The sequence below is a fragment of the Wohlfahrtiimonas populi genome (genome assembly GCF_002006795.1).
Classification (GTDB): Bacteria; Pseudomonadota; Gammaproteobacteria; order Cardiobacteriales; family Wohlfahrtiimonadaceae; genus Wohlfahrtiimonas; species Wohlfahrtiimonas populi.
Window position 1 is genome coordinate 88,432 of sequence record NZ_MVDN01000007.1, and the last position, 23,646, is coordinate 112,077.

General features: G+C 37.7%; 23 protein-coding genes, 4 tRNA genes and 2 pseudogenes. 25 read left to right on the top strand and 4 right to left on the bottom strand.

Annotation, left to right across the window (positions count from 1 at the left end):
* The first annotated feature begins 161 nt into the window (after positions 1–161).
* From BZK16_RS09145 to trmD, 9 genes are all read left to right on the top strand, one after another.
* Positions 162–1,088, top strand: coding sequence for a D-alanine--D-alanine ligase (locus tag BZK16_RS09145; protein WP_077928587.1), 927 nt, complete (start codon positions 162–164; stop codon positions 1,086–1,088).
* Positions 1,089–1,095: 7 nt separating this feature from the next.
* Positions 1,096–1,938 carry a cell division protein FtsQ/DivIB gene (locus BZK16_RS09150; protein ID WP_077928588.1) on the top strand — a complete coding sequence of 281 codons (843 nt, stop codon included), beginning with the start codon at positions 1,096–1,098 and terminating at the stop codon, positions 1,936–1,938.
* A 24-nt stretch (positions 1,939–1,962) separates the two neighbouring features.
* A complete protein-coding gene (ftsA, locus tag BZK16_RS09155) occupies positions 1,963–2,586 on the top strand; it encodes a cell division protein FtsA (protein WP_456300695.1) in 624 nt (207 codons plus the stop codon).
* Positions 2,587–2,624: 38 nt separating this feature from the next.
* Positions 2,625–3,491, top strand: a complete 867-nt coding sequence (ftsA, locus tag BZK16_RS09160) for a cell division protein FtsA (RefSeq protein ID WP_233145257.1) — start codon at positions 2,625–2,627, stop codon at positions 3,489–3,491.
* A 58-nt stretch (positions 3,492–3,549) separates the two neighbouring features.
* Positions 3,550–4,677 (top strand): cell division protein FtsZ, encoded by a 1,128-nt coding sequence (gene ftsZ / locus BZK16_RS09165; RefSeq protein ID WP_077928591.1) that lies wholly within the window; start codon positions 3,550–3,552, stop codon positions 4,675–4,677.
* Positions 4,678–5,604 carry a UDP-3-O-acyl-N-acetylglucosamine deacetylase gene (gene lpxC / locus BZK16_RS09170; protein WP_077928592.1) on the top strand — a complete coding sequence of 309 codons (927 nt, stop codon included), beginning with the start codon at positions 4,678–4,680 and terminating at the stop codon, positions 5,602–5,604.
* Between the two features lie 129 nt (positions 5,605–5,733).
* A complete protein-coding gene (gene rpsP, locus BZK16_RS09175) occupies positions 5,734–5,985 on the top strand; it encodes a 30S ribosomal protein S16 (RefSeq protein WP_077925067.1) in 252 nt (83 codons plus the stop codon).
* A gap of 66 nt (positions 5,986–6,051) precedes the next feature.
* Positions 6,052–6,564, top strand: coding sequence for a ribosome maturation factor RimM (gene rimM / locus BZK16_RS09180; RefSeq protein WP_077928593.1), 513 nt, complete (start codon positions 6,052–6,054; stop codon positions 6,562–6,564).
* The gene (gene trmD / locus BZK16_RS09185; RefSeq protein WP_077928594.1) at positions 6,548–7,243 is read left to right on the top strand and encodes a tRNA (guanosine(37)-N1)-methyltransferase TrmD; all 696 of its coding nucleotides are present in this window, start codon (positions 6,548–6,550) and stop codon (positions 7,241–7,243) included. Before rimM ends, trmD begins: the two co-directional genes overlap by 17 nt.
* A gap of 1 nt (position 7,244) precedes the next feature.
* On the opposite strand, the gene rnz is transcribed toward trmD, so the two are convergent.
* Complete coding sequence (rnz, locus tag BZK16_RS09190) at positions 7,245–8,219, bottom strand: ribonuclease Z (RefSeq protein WP_077928595.1); 975 nt, start codon at positions 8,217–8,219, stop codon at positions 7,245–7,247.
* 125 nt (positions 8,220–8,344) lie between these two features.
* Between rnz and BZK16_RS09195 the strand changes: the two genes are divergently transcribed.
* From BZK16_RS09195 to BZK16_RS09205, 3 genes are all read left to right on the top strand, one after another.
* Positions 8,345–9,142 carry an endonuclease gene (locus BZK16_RS09195; RefSeq protein WP_077928596.1) on the top strand — a complete coding sequence of 266 codons (798 nt, stop codon included), beginning with the start codon at positions 8,345–8,347 and terminating at the stop codon, positions 9,140–9,142.
* Between the two features lie 90 nt (positions 9,143–9,232).
* Positions 9,233–10,075 carry an ABC transporter substrate-binding protein gene (locus tag BZK16_RS09200; protein WP_077928597.1) on the top strand — a complete coding sequence of 281 codons (843 nt, stop codon included), beginning with the start codon at positions 9,233–9,235 and terminating at the stop codon, positions 10,073–10,075.
* A 188-nt stretch (positions 10,076–10,263) separates the two neighbouring features.
* The gene (locus BZK16_RS09205) at positions 10,264–11,103 is read left to right on the top strand and encodes an ABC transporter substrate-binding protein (protein WP_077928598.1); all 840 of its coding nucleotides are present in this window, start codon (positions 10,264–10,266) and stop codon (positions 11,101–11,103) included.
* Positions 11,104–11,194: 91 nt separating this feature from the next.
* Here BZK16_RS09205 and pepQ read toward each other — a convergent pair whose 3' ends face one another.
* Positions 11,195–12,511, bottom strand: a complete 1,317-nt coding sequence (pepQ, locus tag BZK16_RS09210; protein WP_077928599.1) for a Xaa-Pro dipeptidase — start codon at positions 12,509–12,511, stop codon at positions 11,195–11,197.
* 51 nt (positions 12,512–12,562) lie between these two features.
* Entirely contained in the window at positions 12,563–13,444 is an 882-nt protein-coding gene (locus tag BZK16_RS09215; protein ID WP_077928600.1) for an acetamidase/formamidase family protein, read from the bottom strand.
* A 221-nt stretch (positions 13,445–13,665) separates the two neighbouring features.
* On the opposite strand from BZK16_RS09215, the gene BZK16_RS09220 reads away from it, so the two are divergent.
* The 13 genes and pseudogenes from BZK16_RS09220 to BZK16_RS09275 all read left to right on the top strand — a co-directional run bounded on the left by BZK16_RS09220 (position 13,666) and on the right by BZK16_RS09275 (position 22,169).
* Entirely contained in the window at positions 13,666–14,412 is a 747-nt protein-coding gene (locus BZK16_RS09220; protein WP_077928601.1) for a YebC/PmpR family DNA-binding transcriptional regulator, read from the top strand.
* 5 nt (positions 14,413–14,417) lie between these two features.
* Entirely contained in the window at positions 14,418–14,903 is a 486-nt protein-coding gene (ruvC, locus tag BZK16_RS09225; RefSeq protein WP_198932450.1) for a crossover junction endodeoxyribonuclease RuvC, read from the top strand.
* A complete protein-coding gene (gene ruvA / locus BZK16_RS09230; RefSeq protein ID WP_077928603.1) occupies positions 14,903–15,502 on the top strand; it encodes a Holliday junction branch migration protein RuvA in 600 nt (199 codons plus the stop codon). The genes ruvC and ruvA overlap by 1 nt, the downstream gene beginning before the upstream one ends.
* Before the next feature lie 80 nt (positions 15,503–15,582).
* Complete coding sequence (locus BZK16_RS09235) at positions 15,583–16,185, top strand: ATP-dependent zinc protease family protein (protein WP_233145258.1); 603 nt, start codon at positions 15,583–15,585, stop codon at positions 16,183–16,185.
* 6 nt (positions 16,186–16,191) lie between these two features.
* Positions 16,192–16,752, top strand: a pseudogene (locus BZK16_RS15005) (UUP1 family membrane protein); the annotation flags it as partial.
* A 324-nt stretch (positions 16,753–17,076) separates the two neighbouring features.
* A pseudogene (locus BZK16_RS15010) lies at positions 17,077–18,039 on the top strand (7TM domain-containing protein); the annotation flags it as partial.
* A 1-nt stretch (position 18,040) separates the two neighbouring features.
* The gene (locus tag BZK16_RS09245; RefSeq protein WP_077928605.1) at positions 18,041–19,018 is read left to right on the top strand and encodes an alpha-L-glutamate ligase-like protein; all 978 of its coding nucleotides are present in this window, start codon (positions 18,041–18,043) and stop codon (positions 19,016–19,018) included.
* A gap of 6 nt (positions 19,019–19,024) precedes the next feature.
* On the top strand, positions 19,025–20,167 hold the full coding sequence (locus BZK16_RS09250; RefSeq protein WP_077928606.1) for a CCA tRNA nucleotidyltransferase: 1,143 nt from the start codon (positions 19,025–19,027) through the stop codon (positions 20,165–20,167).
* A 64-nt stretch (positions 20,168–20,231) separates the two neighbouring features.
* A tRNA-Pro gene (locus BZK16_RS09255) sits at positions 20,232–20,308 on the top strand.
* 29 nt (positions 20,309–20,337) lie between these two features.
* A tRNA-Arg gene (locus tag BZK16_RS09260) sits at positions 20,338–20,414 on the top strand.
* 29 nt (positions 20,415–20,443) lie between these two features.
* Positions 20,444–20,519 (top strand) — tRNA-His (locus BZK16_RS09265).
* Positions 20,520–20,560: 41 nt separating this feature from the next.
* A tRNA-Pro gene (locus BZK16_RS09270) sits at positions 20,561–20,637 on the top strand.
* Between the two features lie 125 nt (positions 20,638–20,762).
* Entirely contained in the window at positions 20,763–22,169 is a 1,407-nt protein-coding gene (locus BZK16_RS09275) for an MFS transporter (RefSeq protein WP_077928607.1), read from the top strand.
* Between the two features lie 72 nt (positions 22,170–22,241).
* Here the strand turns inward: BZK16_RS09275 and BZK16_RS09280 are convergent, their stop codons facing one another.
* Positions 22,242–23,528, bottom strand: coding sequence for a Glu/Leu/Phe/Val family dehydrogenase (locus tag BZK16_RS09280; RefSeq protein ID WP_077928608.1), 1,287 nt, complete (start codon positions 23,526–23,528; stop codon positions 22,242–22,244).
* Positions 23,529–23,646 lie beyond the last annotated feature (118 nt).

Sequence of the window (23,646 nt, forward strand, 5' to 3'; positions counted from 1 at the left end):
AGAGNAGAGAAATCAGGCCATAAAATTTGTTTTGCACAAGAGCTATCTGATGTTCGTAATTGTTATCAATTAATGGCACAAGATAATGATTTAGTTGTGATGATGGGTGCAGGTAGTATTGGTAGTGTTGCAGCAAATTTCTATAAAGGAGGACCATTATAATGACAACAATTGATCCTAAATCATTTGGTAAAGTTGCAGTTTTATTGGGTGGTACATCATCAGAGCGCCAAGTATCTTTATGGTCAGGTGAAGCTGTATTGGCTGCATTGTTGCGTAAAGGTGTGGATGCTCATGGCATTGATACACAAGAAGTCAACTTAGCAACATATCTTGTAGAAAATAAATTTGATCGTGTGATGAATAGCTTGCACGGTGGATTTGGTGAAGATGGCACGATTCAGGCCCTATTAACGTATCTAAAAATCCCATACACAGGTAGTAATATGTTGGGTTGTGCAATTGGTATGGATAAATTGCATACTAAAGCAATTTGGCATGCTAAAGGTTTACCTGTTTTGCAAACATTTGAATTAAAAACAGAAGAAGATGTTGCGCGTGTTGCAGAAATGGGTATTTTTCCATTAGCGGTTAAGCCAAGTGCAGATGGTTCAAGTGTTGGCGTGAGCAAGGTTGAGCGTAAAGAAGATTTATTGAGTGCTTGGCAAAATGCACAGGGCAAGAGTGGTACAATTTTTGCAGAGCCTTGGATTGTGGGTAAAGGTGAATATACTTGCGCCATTTTGAATGGCAAAGCATTGCCTTTAATTCGCATGGAAACAGATTTAACGTTCTATGACTTTGATGCAAAATATTTGCGCGATGATACTCGATATTTCTGTCCATGTGGTTTGGATACAGAAATCGAAGCAAAAATTCAGAAAATTTGCGAAGATGCATTCCATGCAGTATCTGGTAAAGGCTGGGGCAGAGTAGATTTAGTATTAGATCAAGAAGGTTTGCCATGGTTATTAGAAGTCAATATGTCACCAGGTATGACTGGGCATTCATTGGTACCAATGGCTGCGAAGGCAACAGGCGTAGATTATGACTCACTATGCATAGAAATTTTAAAAACATCACTATAATTATTGAATGAAGCAAGCAAGACATAAGTCAGTTCAGAGTAAGAAATCGACTGAGAAAGATAATGAGCAAGTAATCGGCGCGACCAGTTGGTCGCGTCGTCGTAAGCGTGGTGTGCGCCATAAAAAACCATTTGACTGGAAGGCTTTTTTTGCAAAATCTTGGCATTACAGTCGTTTCACATTGCGAATGCTACTATTGGCATCATTGTTTTTGATTCCTTATATGGGCTGGCAATACATTTCCATGAATAATATTTTTCCTATTCAGAATGTGCTGATCCATTCTGAAGAGAAATATTTGGTGGGTGAGCGTCAACAAAAATTATTGGATCCTTTATTGGGTCAAAATTTTGTGAGTTATGATTTAGAGTTGTATCGTCATGAAGTTGCTAAAAATCCATGGGTTAAATCTGTTGAAGTAACACGTCGTTGGCCAGATCAAATTGAGCTATTTATTGAAGAGAAAAGACCAATTGCTATTTGGAATGATCTGTATTTGATAGAAGCTGATGGCACAATTTTTGAGCCAGACTTAATACCATCGGAAACGATGATTAGCTTACAAGGCAATGCTGATCAAAAAGATAAATTGCTGGATGGAATGTCAATTATTCAAAAATACATTCAATCAGTCGGGTTAAATGTTGAAAAAATTATTCTAGATTATCGTGGCGCTTGGACAATTGTGCTGGAAAATGATGTAGAATTGTATCTTGGTGCACGATTTTTTGAAGAAAGGCTCAGAAGATTTGTAATGCACTATCCTTCATCTATTCGTTCGAAGATTGATAGTATCATCGCGATAGATTTTAGATATGATCATGGATATGCTTTAAAGTGGAAACGGTAAGAGATTATGGTGAATAATAATCGTATGACAGAAGAAAAAGAACCAGGTTTAGTCGTAGGGCTAGACATTGGCACAAGTAAAATTCTTGCGGTTGTTGCTGAAGTTCATGATGATAGAGTAATAGTGAGAGGCTTGAGTTCTCAAAAAACTTATGGTGTATCTGGTGGAACAATTTCTGATATTGAACAAGTATCAGGTGCGATTAAAGATGCAATTAAATCACTCGAAAAGCAAGGTCAATGCGAAGTTTTCTCTTTATCAGCTTCTGTGACTGGTGAACATATCAGTTGTGATGAATCAGCAGGAATGGTGCCAATTAATCGTAAAGAAGTGACATATAAAGACAAAGAAGAAGTTTTAAAAAATGCTCGTGATCTCGCAATTCCTCAAGGCAGTGAAGTGATTCACGTGATTCCGCAGGAATATGAGATTGATAAGCAAAAAGGCATTACAAATCCCATTGGAATGACAGGTATTCGTTTAGATGTGAAAGCACTTGTTGTGACTGCATCTTCTAATGTGTTGAATAATACGCGTAAATGTATTCAAAGATGTGATTTTGGCGTAGATAATTTTGTATTCCAAGGTGTTGCATCATCTTTAGCTGTGTTAACAGAAGATGAANTAAAGACAAAGAAGAAGTTTTAAAAAATGCTCGTGATCTCGCAATTCCTCAAGGCAGTGAAGTGATTCACGTGATTCCGCAGGAATATGAGATTGATAAGCAAAAAGGCATTACAAATCCCATTGGAATGACAGGTATTCGTTTAGATGTGAAAGCACTTGTTGTGACTGCATCTTCTAATGTGTTGAATAATACGCGTAAATGTATTCAAAGATGTGATTTTGGCGTAGATAATTTTGTATTCCAAGGTGTTGCATCATCTTTAGCTGTGTTAACAGAAGATGAAAAACGTTTGGGCGTTTGCTTAGTGGATATTGGTAGCGGCACAGTGGATTTAGCCATTTATATTAATGGTGCTTTGAAAGATGTGTTCAGTATTCCATTTGCAGGTGATCGTGTAACGATGGATATTGCGGCGATTATGCACATGAGCACAGATGTTGCTGAAAGCTTTAAAGTGAAATTTGGTTCTTGTCGTTCAGATATGATTCCTCATGGTGAAATGGCAGAATTACCAATGCATCATGGTGTTAAACGCATCTCTCGTGTAGAATTATCAAGTATTATTGAAGCACGTTATGAAGATTTCTTTGGCTTAATTCGCCAAGAACTTAAGCGTAATTATTATGATCATATGCTAGGTGCTGGTTTTGTCTTTACAGGTGGCGGTGCTTTAGTTGAACACATTGAAGATGCTGCGGAAGATTACTTTGATTTGCCGGTGCGTGTTGGGTTTGTTAAAAATGTTGAGGTTTGTAAAGAATTAGCTGATCAGCATATTGACATTCGTGACCCTAGGTATGCTAATGTAATAGGATTATTAAAGACTCAGCAAGAACATTACTTGCACAGTCAAAGAAGAGACGGGGAAGAACCAAAAGAAAGTTTCTTTCAGAAGTTTAAAAAAGGGTTAAAGCAATATTTTTAAAAAGTATGAAAATTTTGCTATAATGGCGTGAATTTTATTTTTTTATGGGGTTTTATAGATGCCAGTTTTTGAATTACACCAAGACTTTGAAGACCAAAAACCAATTATAAAAATTATTGGCGTTGGTGGCGCTGGTGGCAATGCTGTAACTCATATGGTGGATTCTGGTTTAAAAGGTGTGAACTTTTTATCCGCAAATACAGATTCTCAAGCACTTAAGAAGACAAAAGCAGAAGTTATGATTCAATTAGGATCATCTTTAACAAAAGGCTTGGGTGCTGGTGCAAATCCGGAAATTGGTCGTCAAGCAGCTTTAGAAGATAAAGAACGCATTAAAGAAGCGCTTGATGGTGCAAATATGGTATTTGTTGCTGCAGGAATGGGTGGTGGTACTGGTACTGGTGCTGCACCTGTAATTGCTGAAACTGCACGTGAAATGGGTATTTTGACAGTTGCTGTTGTTTCTAGACCATTCAGTTTTGAAGGTAAAAAACGTGAAAATGCTGCAAATGCTGGTTTAAAAGTATTGGCTGAACACGTAGATTCATTGATTACAATTCCTAATGAACGTTTATTGACAGTATTGGGTAAAACAGCAAGCTTAGTTGAAGCTTTTGCGGCTGCAAACAATGTGTTATATAATGCTGTACAAGGTATTTCAGAAAGCATCATTAAGCCAGGTTTAATTAACTTGGACTTCAATGACGTTAAAACTGTAATGAGCCAACAAGGTATGGCAATGATGGGTGTTGGTTCTGCTTCTGGTGATAACAGAGCAAGAGAAGCAACACAAGAAGCAATTGCTTCACCTTTATTAGACAATATTAATTTAGCAGGCGCTAAAGGTATTCTTGTGAATATTACTGGTGGCGCAGGCTTATCAATCGGTGAGTACCATGAAGTTGGTCATATGATCAGCGAGTATGCGTCAGAAGATGCAACTGTAATCATTGGTACAGCGATTGAAGAAGAATTGGGTGATGAGTTACGCGTTACAATTATTGCAACAGGGTTAGATGCACCAAGAGATACAACGACGGCGACAGCTTCTCGTCGTCGTGCTGTTCAGCATGAAGAAGATGATTATGAAGCAGGTCGTAAATCTGAACGTCGTGGTTCTCAACAAGATAAATTATTTGGTGAGATCTTAGATATTCCAGCATTTTTGAGAAAGCAATCAGACTAAATGATTAAACAAAGAACTTTAAAACAAAAAATATCAACAGTTGGTATCGGCTTACATTCAGGGAAGAAAGTTTCTCTGACGTTAACGCCTATGCCAGTGGATTTTGGTATTCAGTTTAAACGTAGTGATATCGAAAATAGTACTGCCTTCACTGTCTCTGCTGAAAGTGTGATTGACACTATGCTTGCAACAAAAATTGCAAGTAATCCAGAATCTAAAGAAACTGTATCAACTGTTGAACACTTAATGGCTGCATTGGCAGCTTTTGGTGTAGATAATGTATTGATCGAAGTGAGTGCAGCTGAAGTTCCTATTATGGATGGTAGTTCTGCACCTTTCGTTTACTTATTACAATCAGCAGGTGTTGTTGATCAAGATGCGCCAAAGCGTTTCATCAAGATCAAGAAAACTGTTTCAGTGAAAGAAGATGATAAAGTTGCAAAGTTAGAGCCATATAATGGTTTTGCTTTGGACTTTACAATTAAATTTGATCATCCTGTGTTGAATCGTACAGGCGATCATGTTGATTGTGATTTTTCTGCAAAAGTTTTCATTGAAGAATTTTCTCGTGCGAGAACATTTGGTTTCATGCGTGATTTTGAAAGAATGCGTGAATTAAACCTTGGTCTAGGCGGCAGTTTAGATAATGCGATCGTTGTAGATGATTATCGCATCTTAAATGAAGGTGGCTTACGCTATCCTGATGAGTTTGTTCGCCACAAGCTTTTAGATGCTGTGGGTGACTTATATCAATTGGGCTTTCCAATTTTAGGTAAGTTTGTGGGTTATAAAGCAGGACATAGGTTAAACAATCTTTTGATTCGTGAATTAATGAATCGTCCAGATGCTTATGAATGGGTAACTTGCGAAGAAGAAGAGTTCTCAATTTTAACTCAATTTACTTTACCAACTTTTGTACACGCTTAAATATTTTCTTTTTCGAACTTTTATAGTAGAATAAGACGTTATTTTTTGTGCTTCTAATGTATCGTGTCTCTATATTGTAAAAGAAGTGCTGTGTTATTTAATTACTTATATTTTTAGGATTTTTATTTTATGGTTACAATTCGTTTAGCACGTGGTGGATCTAAGAAGCGCCCTTTCTATCAAGTAGTAGCTGCAGATAGCAGAAACGTAGCAACAGGTCGTTACATTGAGCGTTTAGGTTTCTTTAACCCAATCGCTGCTGGTCAAGAAGAGCGCGTGCGTCTTGATATGGATCGTTTTAACTACTGGGTAGGCGTTGGTGCACAACCTACTGACCGTGTTAAACAAATTATTAATGAGTTGAACAAGAAAGCTCAATAATTTAGTTTTTAATATAAAAATACCTCATTCTGTCGAGTGAGGTTTTTTTTTGAAGGTAATTTGTATATGGACAATACTGGCAAAATCGCTGTAGGTAAAATCAATGGTTTTCAGGGCCTCAAAGGTTATGTGAAAGTCTTTTCTGAAACTCGACCAAGAGATGCAATCTTTGGTTACGATCATTTGTTTGTATTTAGAAACAATGCTTGGCAGAAATTACAAGTTGAAGATACAACTTATGCTGGTAAAAGCTTGACGATCAAGTTTAAAGGATTCATTGATAGAACAGCTATTGAGCCATATTATGGTTTAGAATTATTCATTGAAAACTCACAATTAGAAGAGTTAGAGGAAGGTGAGTTTTATTTGGCTGATTTAATGGGTTTAACAGTTAAAAATGAAGCTGGCTTCATTTTTGGTGAAGTGACTGAGTTTTTAGAAACAGGTGCAAATGATGTATTGGTTGCTAAAAAAAATGGTCAAGAGTGTTTAATTCCATTCACAGTTGGTCATACAGTGATTAAAGTAGATTTAGAAGCTAAAGAAATTTTAGTGGATTGGGATGAAGATGATATTTGATGTCATAACACTTTTCCCTGAATTGATTGAGAATTATTGTGAGCTTGGCGTGGTTGGCCGAGCTCATCAGAAAGGCAGCATTGAAACACAATGCTGGAATCCTCGTAAATATACAACAGATATTCATCACACTGTAGATGATCGCCCTTATGGTGGTGGTCCTGGCATGGTGATGAAGTATCAGCCATTGAAAGATGCTTTTGATGAAATTAGCCAAGTTCGTGAGAATCGTGGTTATCGCATTTATTTATCGCCACGTGGTCAATTATTAGATCAAGCATTAGTTCAAAAGCTACAAGAGCAATCTCACATTGTTTTGTTGTGTGGTCGTTACGAAGGTGTGGATGAGCGAATTATAGAAAGTGAAATTGATTTAGAGCTTTCTGTGGGGGATTATGTTCTCTCAGGTGGGGAATTGGCTGCAAATATTGTGATTGATTCTGTATCACGTTTATTGCCTGATGTTTTATCCAATCATGAATCTTTTGAACAAGATTCTTTCAGTGATGGTTTGTTAGATTGCCCACATTATACGCGCCCAGAAGAGATTAATGGCATGCGAGTACCAGATGTTTTGTTATCTGGTAATCATAAGAAAATTGCTGAGTGGCGTAAGGAAAAATCTTTGGCGGATACATTAGAGCGCCGCCCAGATTTGATTGCAAAATTACAATCTTAATTTAGATCTCTACGCGCATGAGATCCTGAGTGATGTAGCTTTCAGGGAAAATCTCGCGGCATTCAGCGACTAATTTATCTTGATCTTCTTTATGAAAATAACGAGAGCTGATGTGAGTAAAATATAATTTTTTCACATTAGCGTTCTTGGCTGTCGTTGCTGTTTGTGCCGTTGTGGAATGTGCACGTTCTAAAGCCAGTACTTCAAATTCTTGTGAATATGTGGCTTCATGCAAAATGAAGTCAGCATTTTGCGCGATAGTCACGGCATTTTTACAAGGATATGTATCACCAAAAATAACAATTGTTTTGCCTTTTTGTGGATCTTTCAAATAATCTTCAGGTTGTAAGACTTGACCATCTTCTAATGTTACAGTTTGTTGATCTTTCAATTGTTGATAAACCGCATGATCATGTACACCAATTTGATGCAATGCATTCACATCTAATTTACCAATACTATCTTTTTCTTCAATGCGGTAAGCAAAGGATTGCACACGATGTTGCAATTCTATGGCTGTAACTTTAAAGGTTTCATCTTCAAAAACTAAAAATGGTTGGCTAGGATCATCATTGGCTGTTAATTCTATGACTTCAAATGGAAACATCATGAAAGATTCTGTAGTTTCAATCACAACATCTAGGATTTTCTTGATGCCTTTTGGGCCATAAAGTGTCAATGGTTTTTTAGAACCGCTCATAGATCGGCTTGTTAAAAATCCAAACAATCCAAAAATATGATCACCATGTAAATGCGTGATGAAAATCTTGGAAATTTTTGGCAAGGTAATATTGGGTAATGGTGATTGTTCTTTCGATTCTTTGCGTTGTAATCGCTGAATTTGATGGCTTGTTGCTTCACCGCAATCGAATAACCACATTTCTTGTCGTTCTTTGGTTAAGTCGAGGACATTACTCGTCACATTTCGTTGAAGTGATGGTTTGCCTGCGCCTGTGCCTAAGAACGTGATATTCATAAATTATTTTCCCCAAGAAATTTATTCATGGAGTATAACAGATTTATATTTGCTCTGCAGATTGAGGAAGCATGACTTTATCTATATAGTGTGGCGTTTTATTTAGTAATTTAGATTTAGTAAAGATGGCCAAAAAGCAAATTTCCCAACGGGATGTCAATCGTTTAATTAAACAGTTAAAACGAGATCCAATTCGTACAAGTATCATTATTTTAATCACATTAATTGGTTCATTCTTTGGTGGGAAATCCATCATCGAACAGAGTGATAAAGGCAGTTCTCGTGATGTTCAAACTTTTGCTAAAGCTAAAACAGAGTTAATCAAAATTTATCAAGAAAATCCTTTGCAGAAAGAGTTTTATTGCGGTTGTGATTTTCAATTCAAGGATCGTAAAAGCGAGTTAGATTTAGCGAGTTGTGGTTATAAAATTCGTAAAGATGAAGTGCGTGCGAATCGTATTGAATGGGAACATGTAATGCCAGCTCACAACTTTGGTAAACAGCTGCGTTGTTGGAAAGAAGGTGGTCGTAAAAATTGTGGTGGCATTGCGCAATTCGATATCATGGAAGGTGATATGCATAACCTTCAACCAGCAGTTGGCGAAGTGAATGCGGATCGTTCCAATTTCCGCTTCAGTGAGTTCACGAAGAAGTTTAATCAATATGGTAAATGTGAATTTGCAACAGATTTCAAAAAGCGCCAAGTGCAGCCACGTAAAGAAGTTAAAGGGATGATCGCTCGTACTTATCTCTATATGGAACAGCGATATGACATTGTTCTAGCTTCTCAAGAGAAAAATCTAATGCAAGAGTGGAATCGTTCATATCCAGCGAAGCAATGGGAATGTCGACGCAATCAAATTATTGCAAGAAAGCAGGGGAATGATAATCCATTCATCACTGAGCAATGTGTGATCAAGTAAATCATAAAAGACTAAATAGATGGACTTCTATAATTAAATGCGAATAATAATCATTTTCATTCGTATTTAATTATTATTAGAGGTTTTGATATGCGTAAATTATTATTGGCAACACTTTTAGTGGGTAGTTTTGGCAGTGCAATGGCAGATCCTAAAGGTGTTGTGATGGATTTTGGTGCTTTAGATACGATTGAAGCTTTAGGTGGGAGTGCATCTGTGAGTGCTTTGCCAAAAGAATTTGCACCAGAATATTTAGAAAAATATAAAACCGCTGATTATAAGTTATCTGGCGATATGTTTAAGTTAGATATGGATTTAATTCGCCAAGAAAATCCAGATTTTATTATTATTTCTGGTCGCCAAGGTCGCTCTGCTGCTGAATTACAATCGATTGCACCTGTGATTAACTTCTCGGCAGGCAATGATAATTATATGGAATCTGTTCAATATAATATTTTGGCAGTTGGCAAGGCAATTGGCAAAGAAGCAGAAGCAAAAGCTGCATTAGAAAAGTTGGATGCGAAAATTAAATCGGCACAAGAGAAAAGTGCCGCATCGAAACAGAAAGCAATCGTTGTGATGCACAATGATGGCAATGTTGGTTTAATTAATCACAGTGGTTATGCAACTTTGGTACATGATGTTGCGGGTGTAAAACGAGCAGATGAAAAGAAACATGAAGGCCGTGTTGCAGCGGATGCTAAATATTTAACAGAGGTAAATCCAGATATTATTTATGTGGTGGATAGAAGTGCTGCAATTGGTGCAAAACCATTGGATGAAAACTATTTTAAAGCTAAAGAATTGGCAGAAGTGAAGGCAGTAAAGGATGTTAATGTTATCTATTTGACACCAAAATTATGGTATTTATCGGGCAAAGGTTTACAAAGCATCGATTTGCAAGTTGAAGAAGTGATGACGCCGATTAAGTAGATTGCGTTGAAGTAATCATGATCAAAATGAGGGCCATAATAAATTTATTGTGGCTTTTTTATATGGCTGGATTTGTCTATATTTTGTAAATAATAAAAATATTTTATTTATTAATGGACTTCTGATAAAAGATGTGAATAATAATCATTTACATTTGTAATTACTATTCAATTAACAGAGGATATGATATGCGTAAATTATTATTGGCAACACTTTTGATTGGCAGCTTAGGCAGTGCAATGGCAGATCCTAAAGGTGTTGTGATGGATTTTGGTGCTTTGGATACGATTGAAGCTTTGGGTGCTGGTGAAGCTGTGATCGCTGTAGCAAAGAATAGTGCGCCAGAATATTTAAATAAATATACTGCAGAAACATATCAATCAACAGGTGGTTTGAAGGATGCAAATCTTGAGTTAGTTGGTTCTTTAAAGCCTGATTTTATCGTGATCTCTGGTCGTTTGGGTGGATCAATCGATGATTTCCAAAAAATTGCACCAACAATTAATTTCTCTGGTAGTGAAGATTACTTAGGTTCAGCAAAAGCAAACATTATTGCTGTAGGTAAAGCAGTAGGTAAAGAAGCTGAAGCGAATGCTGCTTGGGATAAGTTAGATGCAAAAATTAAAGAAGTTGCAGCAAAAAACTCTGCATCTCCTAAGAAGGCAGTGGTTGTATTGCACAATGATGGCAAAATCGGCGTATCAAACAGCAGCGGTTATGCAACAGTAGTGCATGAAGTTGCAGGCATTAAGCGTGCAGATGAGAAAAAATATGAAGGCCGTGTTGCAGCTGATACTAAATATTTCACAGATACAAATCCAGACATCATTTTCGTAGTGGATAGAAGTGCTGCAATTGGTGCAACACCAATGAAAGCAGATTATTTCCAAGCACCTGAGTTTGCAAATGTGCAAGCTGTGAAAGATGGCAAAGTAATCGTATTGAACCCTAAGTTATGGTACTTATCAGGTCGTGGTTTGCAAAGTATCGAAATGCAAATTGATGAAGTGACTAAAGCAGCAGAATAAGATTCAAAACCTATAGAATCAACAAAACAAAAGCCACAATGAATGATGACATTGTGGCTTTTTTGCATATTAAGCCTTCTTTTGAATATATTTAAAAGTGTTCCGCACCAATTTCTTTGAATGCTTCTGCTGTTAAGTTACGTGGTTCATCATCTTGAATCACGATGTTATCTTCATCGCGAATACCGCCATAAGGCAAGAATTCATTGATCAATTCAATATTCATATATTGAGCTTTATCCGCATCTAACAACGCTTCGCTGATCAATGTATTGTTAAAGTAAACACCAGGTTCAATTGTTAATACCATATTGTTTTGCAATTGCTGAGTTAAGCGAAGATTTTTGAAAGTCTCATTTGTTTCTTTCAATGATTTTGCAATGCTTGGCGTATCGTGTGTATTTAAACCCAATAAATGCCCAATGCCGTGAGGGAAGAAGATTCTCACTAAACCTTTTGTGATCGCATCTTCAACTTCGATATCAATCAAGAATTCATGTTTGATCAATAACTCACCAATCAATTCCAAAGCGTAGCTGTGAATATCCATGTAAGAAACGCCAGCTTTACATTGTGCGATTAATTCTAGTTTGATTAAGCGCATATCTTCTAGGATTGCTTTGAATAACTCATTAGAATCATGACCAGCATGTGTGCGCGTAATATCTGAAATGTAACCTTCAAAAGATGCACCTGCATCAATCAAAAAGCTGTATAGCATTGCAGGCGGTTCTTGATCCAATTCTTGGTAATGCAAAATGCTACCATTTTCATTGTAAGCAATGATGTTGCCATAAGGCATTTCAGATTCACGCATGCCAGTCACATCTAAATAATCTAAATTCATTTGGAATTCGCTGATGTATTCAGACAAAGACTCACGAACTGCAACGTGAGCAGATGCTGCGCGTACAGAGGCGATTCGCATGCATTCGATTTCAAATTCAGTTTTGATTAAGCGCCAGCTGTCGATCTCTTGCTTTTGTTCTAATGAAGCGCGATGAGAGTCATCATGATCAAATAAATCAGGACCTAGCCATAACCAATTTTTAGTTTCTATTTGATTAATTAAGCTATTTTTAAGATCATCCAATTGAGCGTGTGCTTCAACGGTGAACATTTGTTGCCATTCGCCCAATTCTTCTTTCACTTTTAACCAAAAATCTTTTGGGCAATAGTTTAATAATGTGCGATCTGTTTTAGTGATGATTAAATATTGATGTGTACCAATCGCTTCAGGAATCCAATAACGGAAACTTGCAGGCATTCTATGAGGGATTTCAATATCATCATCGTAGAAAAATTTTGGTGCGCCAGAAGATAAAACTAAAGCATCTAGTTGATGCTTTTCTAGAAATGCAGCAGCTTTTTGTTGTAGTGTTTCAATATGTGCTTGATAAAGAGACATGTCTTTTTCCTTAAAGCAGTGAATTAATGAGGAGATGATAGCAAAAAGTCATCAAAGCAATTGAGGTAAAATGCTTTTGGGTACAACAAATCGTGCTGTTAACAGTGGATCAACCAATTGAGATATTTCTGCGTTGCCAGCAATGCTCGCTAACATGGCAGATTCATGTAGAGATAATTTTGTTGATCTATGAATGGCTTCGATTGCTAGTTTGGTTGCCAATTGGATCGCTTCATCAATGGTTGGTTTAGAAACAATGAATGCAAAAGCATCTTTGGTTTCTATGATGGGATGTGGAATGGATTGATCATGAATAACATCTAAAGTCACAGTGACTTTCCCTGCAATTTCAATACCAGTGCCACCAACTTCACCATCGCCCATTGCAGCATGTAAATCGCCCAATGCAAATAATGCGCCATCCACTGCAATCGGAAGATAGAGAATAGAGCCCGCAGTGATCAATTTAGTGTCCATATTGCCACCATGAGAATCTGGTGTTCCTGTTGGAATTGCATCGCCTGCTGGTGCAACACCGATCACGCCGATCATAGGATTTAATGGGATTTTAATATCATCACTAAAATGTGCGATATTTTGATCCACTTTTACTATCTTTTGTGCAATGGCTTCAAAGGGCATGATGCCAAATCCTGGGCCAACAGCAATGACACCAGTCTCTGCCAATTCAATAGAGTGAATGATGACTTTTAAAATATCACCTGCTTTTGCATCTTTCACATAAATTGGGCCTGTAGCAGGATTAATATGGTTCCAATCAATGCCAGAAAGAGAATTTTGCTCATCCACTTGATTGCTAAAACAATCCAACGTAGAAATTTCGATGGTTTCGCCTGCATTGACTGTGAGTTTTATTGGATTATTCTTATCAAAATCATAAATCGTGGCATTGTTGGGGCAAATGGATTGCATGATTCTCTCCTTTTAATGGTATTTGATTGTATTGGATGAATTATATGTACCATCATTCAGAGATCATAGATAGCTGTTTTGAATGAATTTTATATAAAAAAGCTGTGATTCGGCGATATCCTACATTGGATTATAAATATTGGAATTCTTTATGATAAAATGCCATCTTTTATCAACAAGTTTTAACTTGAAGTATTCAGTAGGTCATTAAGGAGCTTTCAATGGCAGGTCATAGTAAATGGGCAAACATTCAGCATCGTAAAGGTGCTCAAGATGCAAAACGCGGTAAGATTTTTACACGTTTTATTCGTGAAATTACAATTGCAACACGAATGGCGGCGAATGGCGACCCTGCAAGTAATCCACGTTTGCGTATGGTGATCGATAAAGCTTTGGCAGCAAATATGACTAAAGATACTATCGACCGTGCGATTAAACGTGGTTTGGGCGGTGATAGTGATACAGAACAAGAAGAAATTCGCTATGAAGGTTATGGTCCAGGCGGTATTGCTGTAATGGTTGACTGTTTATCTGATAACCGTAACCGTACAGCGGGCGAAGTTCGTCATGCGTTCAGCAAATGTGGTGGTAACTTAGGTGTTTCAGGCTCTGTTGCATTCCAATTTACAGAAACAGGCGTTTTATCTTATCCTGAAGGTTCTGATGAAGAAGCAATCACAGATGCGGCGATTGATGCAGGTGCTGAAGATATTGTTGTGAATGATGATACATCTATCGATGTGTTAACAACTCCACAAACTTATGCAGAAGTTTATAGCGCGATGGTTGAGAAAGGCTTGAAGCCCGAAGAATCTGAAGTAACAATGCGCGCTGCAAACAACGTATCATTATCTTTAGATGATGCAAAACAGATGATTAAAATGTTGGATATGTTAGAGAATTTAGACGATACACAAAACGTTTACTCTAATGCTGATATCTCTGCTGATATTCTTAGCCAACTGTAATTAATATTGTGATTATTTTAGGCATTGACCCAGGTAGTCGAATCACTGGTTATGGTGTGATTGAATGGGTCAATCGAAAAGCTCGATATATTGATAGTGGTTGTATTCGTATGGATGTCAAAGCAACCACTGGCAATCGTTTAAAGACAATTTTTGAAGGATTAGATCAACTCATTGGTTTATATAAACCTGATCAATTGTCGATTGAACAAGTATTTATTCACAAGAATCCTCAATCTGCTTTGAAATTAGGGCAAGCGCGTGGTGTCGTTTTATGCGCAGCTGCTTTAGCAGGATTGGAGATTCACGAATACAGTGCCACAAGAATTAAACAAACCGTTGTTGGTAATGGGCATGCTACGAAAGATCAAGTGCAACATATGGTAGAGCATTTGTTAAAATTGAATGGCAGGCCACAAGCAGATGCTGCGGATGCATTAGCAGCAGCATTAACACATGGATTTCACTTACCATTGGTAGGAGTTAAGTAATGATCGCTCGTTTAAGAGGGCAAGTCTGGGAAAAGTTACCGCCAAATATTGTTGTCATTGATGCAAATGGCGTTGGTTATGAAGTTGAGGTGCCAATCTCAACTTTTTCTATGTTGCCAGCTGTAAAAGTTGAAGCATCTTTGTATATTCAGCAAATCGTGCGTGAAGATGCCAATCTATTATATGGTTTTTATACATTGGAAGAAAAAGAAGCTTTTCGTATTTTGATTAAAGTTTCTGGCATTGGCCCGAAAAGTGCAATTGTGATTTTGTCAGGTTTATCTGTGACTGAATTGTATGAAGTTATTGCCAATGAAGATGTCACACGTTTAACGCGAGTACCAGGAATTGGTAAGAAAACAGCTGAGCGTTTAATTGTTGAGTTGAAAGATAAGATTAAAGCAGTTTCCATGATCTCGTCAGGAGATTTATTGGATACAGGACCTGTACATAATCCAGTGAATGATGCCGTTTTAGCATTGACAACATTGGGTTATAAAACAAGTGATGCTGAGAAGATGATTAAGAAAATTGCCAAGCCAAATATGGCTGTGGATGAGCTGATTAAGATCGCTTTGCAGTCTTTGATGAAAAAGTAAATTATCGATTTACATTTAAATTTAGTGCTATTCTTTTGCGCAAAAATAGGGTGCACTTTATTGGATATATAAGGATTAGTATGAAAAATATGAGAGGAATGCTTTTGTTATCTTTAATGACGCTTCCTGTTTTTGGTGCAAGCTATGCTGAAGATGCCGTTGAAACAGCAGAGCAAAAGCCTGCTGCAGTTCAAGTAGCTGAAGAAGTAAAAGTTGTAGAAAAGCCTGTTGTTGAGAAGAAAATCTATGGCCATGATGAGATGGTGATCTTGCCACAGTTGGGCAATATGTCTTTGCATGCCAAGTTAGATACAGGTGCAAAAACAGCATCTTTAAATGCATTAGACTTGAAGATTTTCACAAAAAATAAAGAAAAATGGGTGCGCTTTCAAGTGGAAAGTGGTAAAAAATACTATGAGTTTCCAATTAAGCGCATGAGCCGCATTAAGAAACGTAGTGGTGAAATTGATTCACCGAATGATGAAACCTCAGCAGAGCGCCCAGTAATTGAGCTAGAAATTTGCATGGGTGATCAGAAGAAAAAGCTAGAAGTGAATTTGACTGATCGTGCGCATTTTACATTCCCAATTTTAATTGGCAAAATTGGTTTAACAAAATTGAAAGCAATTGTTGATCCGTCAGCATCTAAGCTTTCCACTCCTATTTGTCCAACAACGAAATAATTAATTATGAAATCCTTAACACTTCATCTGAAGATTTTAATTGCTATCTTATTGGTAATCGGTTTAGGTTCAATTGTTTATCAAGCACTGATTTTGAAAATTCCATTGACTGAGAATTCTCGAGGGTCGATGTGGACAATTGATACAAAGATCAGCTTTGATGTTCGTGGTTCTAAGCCAGTCACATTGCGTATGTTTATTCCTTCTAAAGGCAATGGCTTAAGCACTGTTATTTTAGAAGATGATAATGTATTGGCAAGAAACTATGGTGTGACAAGAGAAACTGATGCTTTAGGTAATCAGCAATTAGTTTTGTCTTCACGTAGAGCGTCTGGTAACCAAACATTGTATTACCGTTTATTAGTATCAGAAGAAGCAGGTGAAGCGGAAACTTATATTGGGCCAAAAGGCATGGTTTATCGTGATCCAATTAAGTTAGAAGGCGCTGAAAAAGTTGCAGCTGATTCCATGGTGGCAAGCATTCGTGAGCAATCATCTGATACAGCAACATTCATTTCAGAAGCAATTCAAACATTGAATGATTCGAGAAATGACTATGCAAAAACATTGTTAAGCAATGATTTCTCTATACAGAATCGTGCGAAAGTATTGGAAGTTTTATTATCTCAAGCGCGCATTCCAATCCAGTTTGTTCATACATTGAAATTAAGCATTGGTTCTAACCAAAAGCCACAAACATTCATCCGTAGCTACATTGAAATGGATAAAGATGGTAAAGAGAAAGTGGGCGAGTGGGTTTACTTCGATTTAACATCTGGCCATCGTGGTTTGGCAAATGATCGTTTGATTTGGTGGGTGGGCAATGATCCATTATTAACAGCATCGAATGATGTTAAAGCAAGTGTGAATTTTAGCTTGGATGATCGTGAGCTAACATNAGCGCGCATTCCAATCCAGTTTGTTCATACATTGAAATTAAGCATTGGTTCTAACCAAAAGCCACAAACATTCATCCGTAGCTACATTGAAATGGATAAAGATGGTAAAGAGAAAGTGGGCGAGTGGGTTTACTTCGATTTAACATCTGGCCATCGTGGTTTGGCAAATGATCGTTTGATTTGGTGGGTGGGCAATGATCCATTATTAACAGCATCGAATGATGTTAAAGCAAGTGTGAATTTTAGCTTGGATGATCGTGAGCTAACATCTAAAGGCATTATCTCTAATAAAGTTAACAATGCGGAAGCTAGTAGCTTTTTGACATATTCTTTGTACAGCTTGCCGATTCAAGTGCAAGAAACTTATTTAACAATGATTGTGATTCCATTTGGCGTTCTAGCGATTTTAATCTTTAGAAACATCGTGGGCGTACAAACATTGGGTACATTTACACCAGTATTAATTGCTTTGGCATTCCGTGAAACAGGCTTTGTATTTGGTTTATTCTTATTCACTGTAATTGTGGCAATTGGTTTGGCAATACGATCCTATCTGGAGCATTTGAAACTGCAAATGTTGCCACGGCTTTCTGTTGTGTTAACTTGCGTTGTGATTCTGATCGCTGTCATTAGCTTGATGAGCCATAAATTAGGTTTGGATCAAGGCATGTCTGTAACATTATTCCCAATGGTTATTTTAACCATGACAATCGAGCGCTTATCAGTTACGTGGGAAGAACGTGGTGGTAGCTTTGCATTCAAAGTTGCATTAGGCACATTCTTCACAGGTGCAATCGCATTCTATGTGATGAATATTGAATGGTTGACGTATTTTGCATTCACATTCCCTGGCATTTTATTTGTATTGATTGCGTTTATGTTAGTCATGGGGCGTTATCGTGGTTATCGTTTAACTGAGCTTGTTCGCTTTAAAGCGTTAGTGAAGGAAGGCTAATATGTTTGGTGGTTATATTCAAACATGGAAGTTCCTCAAAGAGCGCGGTATTATGGGGATTAATCAGCGTAATGGTGATTACATCCTCAAATATAATAATCGTAAATATTATCCTGTGGTGGATGATAAAATTCTGACAAAGGCTAGGGCGATTGAGGAAGGTATTCATGTGCCAGAGCAATATGGCATCATTGAAACTGAAAGCGAAATCACGCATAAACTTAAAGATATCTTGGCTGGGCATAAAGATTTTGTGATCAAACCAGCGCAAGGTGCAGGTGGTGATGGGATTATCGTAATCGCGGATCGCTTCGATGAAAATCGCTTTAAAACGATTTCAGGTAAATTGATCACAATGTCAGAAATTGAATATCAAGTTTCTAATATTTTGACGGGCTTATATTCATTGGGTGGCATGCGAGATCGTGCTTTGATTGAGTATCGCGTAACACCAGATCCGATCTTTAAATCCATCAGCTTTGAAGGTGTGCCTGATATTCGTATCATCGTTTTGATGGGCTATCCTGTGATGGCTATGTTGCGTTTACCTACAAGACAATCTAGTGGTAAAGCAAACCTTCATCAAGGCGCAATTGGTGCAGGTATTAACTTGCGCACGGGTTCAACACTGCGTGGTACGTGGCTGAATGATAAGATTGATAAACACCCAGATACCAATCATTCCATCAACGATTTGATTGTGCCTTATTGGGATGAATTTATGTCATTGGCTAGCCGTTGTTATGAGCTATCAAAGCTCGGTTATATCGGTGTGGATATGGTTTTGGATCAGGAAAAAGGGCCTTTAATCTTGGAATTGAATGCTCGTCCTGGCTTGAATATTCAGATTGCTAATGATTCTGGTTTAGCACTTCGTAATCAAAAAGTTGAAGCTCGCTTAAAGATGCTGAAAGAGCAGGGCATTACTGAAAACTTTGAAGAGAGAATTGCATTCTCTAAAGCTGAATTTGGATTTTAGGAAATTATGAGCTACCAAATATATAAGGTAGGCGGAGCAGTTCGTGATGAACTGCTCGGCAAAGATGTGAAAGACATAGATTGGGTGATTGTTGGCGCAACATCCAATCTTTTGTTATCTGAAGGATATTTACAGATTGGGAAAGATTTCCCTGTATTTTTGCATCCCAAAACTAAGGAAGAGTATGCCTTAGCACGCACAGAGCGTAAGCAAGGCCATGGTTATAGCGGATTTGAGGTCTTTGCAACGCCAGATGTCACATTGGAAGAGGATCTATTGCGCCGTGATTTAACCATCAATGCAATGGCAATGGATGGTCAAGGTAATATTGTTGATCCTTATGGTGGGCAGAAAGACTTGGATAATCGAGTGCTTCGTCATGTTAGCAGTGCCTTTGAAGAAGATCCTTTACGAGTTTTGCGTTTAGCTCGCTTTTATGCGCGGTTCTATGATGAAGATTTTACGATTGCAGAGGAAACTCAGTTACTTGTTCATAAGATGATTGAAAGTGGAGAGCTTTCTCATCTGATCACAGAACGTATCTGGCTAGAAACGCATAAAGCCTTGGGTGAAAAGCATGCTGTTCAATATTTCATTGTTTTACACGAATTGGGTGCGTTGAAGGTAATATTCCCAGCTTTAGATAACTGTTTTGATGATCAGTATACTGGACAGTTGGATAAAGCATTTAAAGCAGTTTCTTTAGCAATAGTACTGAATGCATCTATGCACATTAGAGTGGCTTTGCTATTAAATGTTTTAGAGAGCCAGAATGATGTTAAAGCTTTTGCAGCACAATATCGTTTATCTGTTCAAGAAAAAGTGATGGCTGAGAAATTTAAACAGTGGGGAAGTTGGTTTGATGACATTCCTAAAGAGGCAGAATCGTGGTTAGATTTGCTATTGGGTTTAGATTCTTTCAGAAAACCTGATCAATTAATGGACTTTTTGCAATGTGTCGAAATTTTTTCAGAAACTTTTGGCATGAAAGATCATTTTTTAAAAGATAAATTACGTTTAATTAAAGTTTATGAAAGCTTAAATGAAATTGATGTTAAGTCTTTGATTGAAAATGTCTCTCCTAAAGAGATACCTAATGTGATTAAGGCTGAAAGATTGATGGTGATTAAATATTTGATTAAAGATTGATCATCTGTTTGACAGGGTTGTTGTTTGGCTATATAGTAGCGCTCTCTTTTAGAGAACAAGACATCGGGGCATAGCGCAGCCTGGTAGCGCAACTGGTTTGGGACCAGTGGGTCGGGGGTTCGAATCCCTCTGCCCCGACCAATTTTTGAAGAGTAAGCTTTTGATTTAGAGCGCTCGTAGCTCATCTGGATAGAGCATCGGCCTTCTAAGCCGAGGGTAGCAGGTTCGAGTCCTGCCGAGCGCGCCATTCTCGATTACTCTTATAGCAGCACAATGGTGGACGTAGCTCAGTTGGTAGAGCCCTGGATTGTGATTCCAGTTGTCGCGGGTTCGATCCCCGTCGTTCACCCCATCTTTTCATAACTCATTCGATCATGAATGAGTTATTCTTGTCGGGGCATAGCGCAGCCTGGTAGCGCAACTGGTTTGGGACCAGTGGGTCGGGGGTTCGAATCCCTCTGCCCCGACCATCTTAAAATACACTCCAATTTAACTTCAAATATCTTTATTCTGTCATGGAATAACAGCCTAGTTTTGCCTATACTAATCAATAAATATTCTTATTCAATAAATTGTAATTTATGAGGTCGTGATTATGGGGCAGACGATTGTGTCTGAGCAAACCAAAAAAGTTTTACCTTGGATTTTAGGTATTACAATTTTTATGCAGATGCTGGAAACAACTATTCTAAATACAGCGCTGCCTGCCATTGCAAAAGATCTCAATGAATCTCCATTACAAATGCAAGCAGCGATTATCAGCTATACATTAACTCTGGCAATCTGCACGCCATTAAGTAGTATTATTTCTGATAAATTTGGCACGAAATACACATTCTTGTTGTCTGTCATCGTTTTCACGTTAGGCTCATTTCTATGTGCATTGTCGATGGATTTAACGCAATTAACATTGTCTCGTATTTTACAGGGCGTAGGTGGTGCGATGTCTATTCCTGTCGCACGTTTATCTATTTTTAAAACGTATCCTAAATCCCAAATTCTTAAGATCATTAGCTATGCAGTTACACCCGCTTTAATTGGGCCGATGTTAGGGCCGATTTTAGGTGGGTACTTGGTTCAATATATGTCATGGCATTGGATATTTTTAATCAATATCCCGATTGGTATGATCTGTATTGGATTAGCATTTTTCTATATGCCAGATTACAAAGCAGATAAAGTCAAAATTGATTTTTTTGGTTATATCATGTTTGCGGTTTCAATAGCATTGTTAATCTTGGGATTGGAATTTATTGCACGTAGAGATAATCAGCTGTTCTCAATGGTTATACTTTGTTTGGGTGTTTTATTATTGGTGAGCTATTGGATTTATGCTTATTACACAGAATCACCTTTGTATTCACCGTCGTTATTTAAAATACGCACATTTGTTGTGGGGGTGTTTGGTGGTATTCTCGCAAGATTGGGGATTTCGTGCATTCCCTTTGTTGTGCCTTTATTGCTACAGGTGGGGATGGGATATAGTCCTGAAATTGCAGGTTGGATTTTAGTGCCATTGGCATTGGCAAACCTCATCAATAAACCGATGGTGACAACAATTATGCGTTGGTATGGCTATAAGTCAGTGCTGATTGTTAATACATTCATTATTAGTATCATTATTATTGTGATGGGATTTGTTGCGCCAACTGTTCATATTTCTGTTTTAATCATTCTGTTGTTTATGTTGGGTTTTTGCAATTCTATTCAGTTTAGTGCTATGAATACATTAACAGTTGCAGATTTAACCGATGAAAATGTGAGTAGTGGTAATAGCTTAATGGTTGTGTTTCAACAATTATCGATGACTTTGGCAATTGCATTTGCTGCAATCTTTATGAATGTCTTTGCGGATGCGCCTGTTGCGATGTTTACTCAAAAAACAGAGCCATTTCAAGCGACGATGATTGTGATGGGGGTATTTACCTTTTTTGCGACTTTTATTTTTGTGATTTTGCACAAAACAGATGGCGATAATATGGCGAATCGTAATAAGTCATAATGATCAATTAAAAAAATCCCCTTTGAAAATTCTTCAAAGAGGATCTTTGTGAGAAATAAGATTAATTATATATTATGCCCAGCCACGTAACTGTACGGCATCTTTAACGCGCTGAATTGCAATCGTATAAGCGGCATCACGCATATCAATGTTTTTTTCTTCAGCTAGAGCATAAACTCTTTCAAATGCACTAACCATCATGAGTTTGAGTTTTGTCAGAACTTCTTCTTTTTCCCAATAAAAATTCGTGTTGCCTTGAATTTGCTCGAAGTAGCTACAAGTCACGCCACCTGCATTGCATAAAAAGTCAGGAATGAATGTGATGCCACGTTCAAATAATAACGCATCAGCTTCCAATGCTGTTGGGCCGTTGGCACCTTCGCAAATAACTTTAACTTTTGGTGAAAGTTTTGCAACAGCTTCTGCTGTAATTTGGTTTTCTAGGGCGGCAGGAATTAAAACATCAACATCCTGATAAAGCCAAGCATTACCATCAGTGATCTCGTGACCCAATGCTTTTGCTTTGTTTAAGTCGATGCTACCAAATTTATCTTTAATGCTAACCAGTGCAGCGATATCTAATCCATTTTTATTTTGAATGGTATAGCTTTTTTGATCTTTTTGATTCCAGCAAGAGATTGCAACTACTTTACCGCCTAACTGTGTATATAATTCCGCTGCATATTGCGCAACATTACCAAAGCCTTGAATGCTTGCTGTCGTTTCTTTGATATTAAGTTTTTTCTTTGCCAGTAGGGCTTCTAGGGTATAGATGACACCATAGCCCGTTGCTTCAGTACGACCTTGAGAGCCGCCTAAGCTGACTGGTTTGCCTGTGATCATGCCAGGGTAATGCCCGCCACTAATAGTTTCGTATTCATCTAACATCCAGATCATGTGTTGACCATTTGTCATCACATCTGGTGCTGGTACATCTGTGTTTGGGCCTAATAATTGATGCATTTGTCTGATGAATCCACGACAAATTCTCTCTTGTTCACCCAATGATAAAGTTTGAGGGTCGCAAATTACGCCACCTTTACCGCCACCTAATGGTAAACCAACAACTGCACATTTCCATGTCATCCACATGGATAATGCACGTACTGTATCTGCACTTTCATGTGGATGGAAGCGCAAGCCGCCTTTTGCAGGGCCCAATGCTTCGTTGTGCTTCATACGAAATCCTTTGAAGACACGCGTTGTGCCATCGTCCATTTTAACTGGAATAGAAAAATGGATCTCTTTCATTGGTGAGCGAAGAAGATCTTTCATGCCTTCACTTAATTCCAAAGTCTTAGCGACATGATCGAATTGTTGCTGAGCATGAATGAAAGGATTGTATGTGTTGTTGCTCATTGTGTTTCCCCCTGCGTAATAATGTTACAAAACCTCTCGATTCTATTATTGATTTCTAGCTGAATGCAAGAAAAATTCAAAAAAAATATTTTTAAGCAATTTTGTTGCGTGAGCAAGC